This window comes from Actinotalea sp. C106 (assembly GCF_023630195.1).
Taxonomy (GTDB): Bacteria; Actinomycetota; Actinomycetes; order Actinomycetales; family Cellulomonadaceae; genus Actinotalea.
Genome location: NZ_JALPKN010000357.1, coordinates 1 through 2,714 on the forward strand (window position 1 = coordinate 1; position 2,714 = coordinate 2,714).

The 2,714-nt window shown below is 74.7% G+C and carries 3 protein-coding genes; 1 reads left to right on the top strand and 2 read right to left on the bottom strand.

Translation table 11 applies throughout. The features are described from left to right. On the bottom strand, positions 1-1,753 hold a 1,753-nt coding region (locus L0B03_RS16230), incomplete at its 3' end, for an ATP-dependent helicase (RefSeq protein WP_250447803.1). A gap of 134 nt (positions 1,754-1,887) precedes the next feature. On the opposite strand from L0B03_RS16230, the gene L0B03_RS16235 reads away from it, so the two are divergent. After that, a complete protein-coding gene (locus L0B03_RS16235) occupies positions 1,888-2,157 on the top strand; it encodes a mycoredoxin (RefSeq protein ID WP_250447805.1) in 270 nt (89 codons plus the stop codon). Between the two features lie 15 nt (positions 2,158-2,172). Here the strand turns inward: L0B03_RS16235 and nudC are convergent. Then, positions 2,173-2,714 (bottom strand): NAD(+) diphosphatase (gene nudC, locus L0B03_RS16240; RefSeq protein WP_250447807.1); only part of this gene is annotated, 542 nt, incomplete at its 5' end.

Genomic DNA, 2,714 nt, shown 5'->3' on the forward strand with positions numbered 1-2,714 from the left:
CCGCAGCCCCGCCTGCGGCCCCGGACCGGCGCCCGCGGCCCCCGGTGGGCCACAGCCCGTCGAGGAACCGCGTGCGCTTGCGGCTCGCGCGGGCCCCGGGGTTGCGGGCTCGGGCATAGCTGAGCTCGAGGTGCTCGCGGGCGCGAGTGATCCCGACGTAGAGCAGGCGTCGCTCCTCGGCCACGGCGGCATCGGTCTCCGCGAGGGAGATCGGCATGAGGCCCTCGCTCAGGCCGGTGAGGAAGACCGCGTCCCACTCGAGCCCCTTGGCGGCGTGCAGGGAGGCCAGGGTCACCCCCTCGACGGCGGGGGCGTGCTGGGCCGAGGCCCGCTCGTCGAGCTCGGCGACCAGGTCCACCAAGGAGGCCTCAGGGCGGGTCGCGACGAGGTCGTCGGCCAGCGCGACCAGGGCCTGGACCGAGTCCCACCGCTCGCGCACCGCGCCGCGGGCCGTCGGCGCCTCCTCGGTCCACCCGACCGAGGCCAGGACCCCGCGCACGGCTTCGCCTAACGTGGCGTCGGCCGAGGAGCGCGCCGCCCCGCGCAGCAGCACGATCGCGTCCCGCACCTCCTTGCGGGCGAAGAACCGCTCCCCGCCCCGGACCAGGTAGCCGATACCCGCGTCTGCCAGCGCCTGCTCGTAGGCCTCGGACTGCGCGTTGGTCCGGTACAGCACGGCGATCTCGCTCGCGGGGGTGCCGGCGGCGATCAGCCGGCCCACCCGGGCGGCGACCCCCGAGGCCTCGGCCTCGTCGTCGTCGTAGACCGTGAAGCCGACCGGCGGGCCGGTGGGGCGCTGGGCCACGAGCTCGAGGGCCGTGGTGCCGCGCCGTCGGCCAGGGACCGCGCTGAGGAGCCTGTTGGCGAGGTCGACCACCTGGGGGGTCGAGCGGTAGTCCCGCACCAGCCGCACGACCTGGGCCCCGGGCCGCTTCTGCGCGAAGGTGAGCAGGTGGTGGGGCGTCGCCCCGGTGAAGGAGTAGATGGTCTGGCTCGGGTCCCCGACCACGCAGAGCTCGTGGCGGCCGCCGAGCCACTGGTCCAGCAGGTACTGCTGCGCCGGGGAGACGTCCTGGTACTCGTCCACGACGAAGTGCCGGTACTGCCCGCGGACGGTCTCGGCGACGTCGCGTCGGCTCTCGAGCATGTGCCCCAGCATGACGAGGACGTCCTCGAAGTCGATGACCCCGCGCGCGTCCTTGGCCTCCTCGTAGGCGGTGATGAGCCGCGCGACGGTCGCGCGGTCGTACCCGGCGGGCGGCGGACGGTCGGTCGCCGTCGCGGCCCGCACGTAGTCGTCGGCCGCGACCAGGCTCACCTTGGACCACTCGATCTCCGAGGCGAGGTCGCGGATACTCAGCCGGTCCACGCCCAGGCTGAGGCGGGCCGCGGCCTCGGCGACCACGGAGGCCTTGTGCTCGAGGATGCGCGGCGGGGTGCCACCGACCACCTGGGGCCAGAAGTAGCTCAGCTGTCGCAGCGCCGCGGCGTGGAAGGTGCGCGCCTGGACCCCCGCGACCCCGAGCTGCCGCAGCCGGGTGCGCATCTCCCCCGCGGCCCGCGCGGTGAAGGTCACCGCCAGGACGCTCGTCGGCTTGTAGGTCCCCGTCCGGACCCCGTAGGCGATGCGGTGCGTGATCGCTCGCGTCTTGCCGGTGCCCGCTCCCGCGAGCACGCAGACGGGGCCGGTGAGGGCGAGGGCGACCTCGCGCTGGTCGGGGTCGAGGGCGTCGAGGAGCTGGTCGGCGGACATCGCCCCCGAGTCTGTCAGGCTCCGCCGACACCCCCGACCGCGAGGAGCCCACCGCGGGGGGCACGGGGGGGCACGGGAAGAGGACGCGGTCGGCGCGGGTTACGGTGACGACAGCCGACGACGTGAGGGATCTGATGAGCGACGCCACGACCACCCCGCCCGCCCCAGGCACGGTGACGATGTACTCGACGACCTGGTGCGGCTACTGCCGCCGCCTGAAGTCCCAGATGGACTCGGCGGGCGTGCCCTACACCGAGGTCAACATCGAGGAGCACCCCGGCGCGGCGAGCTACGTCGAGCAGATCAACGGCGGCAACCAGACGGTGCCGACCCTGCTCTTCCCCGACGGGACGGCCGCGACCAACCCCTCCCTCGCCGAGGTCCAGCAGCGCCTCGCGGGCTGAGCAGGCGTCCGGCGCTCAGTCGCTCTCGATCGGGGCGCCGAGCCAGTCCTCGATGAGGGCGCGAGCGACCGACGCGCGGGTGGGCAGCAGGACCTCACCCCGCCCGACGGCGCCGACGAGCTCGTCCCGGGTGAACCAGCGCGCCTCGGTGAGCTCGTCGCCGTCGACGTCGATCTCGGTCGAGGTCGCCCGTGCCGTGAAGGCGAGCATCAGCGAGGCCGGGAACGGCCACGGCTGGCTGCCCTGGTAGGCGACCTCCCCGACCACGACGCCGACCTCCTCGCCGACCTCGCGCCGGACCGCCGCCTCGAGGGACTCCCCCGGCTCGACGTACCCCGCGAGGGTCGAGAAGCGCCGCTCGGGCCAGTGCGGCGCGTGCCCCAGGAGCAGCCGGTCCTGGTCGTCGGTGACGGCCATGATGACGGCCGGGTCGGTGCGCGGGTAGTGGTCGGACCCGTCGACCGTGCAGCGCCGCACCCAGCCACCGAGGACCGAGACCGTCGGGGCGCCACAGCGCGGGCAGTGCACGTGCCGCGGGTGCCACGCCGCGAGCCCGA

Bases quoted from the DNA above. Each gene is read 5' to 3' on its own strand.
- L0B03_RS16235 (WP_250447805.1), top strand. From the start codon at position 1,888: ATGAGCGACGCCACGACCACCCCGCCCGCCCCAGGCACGGTGACGATG.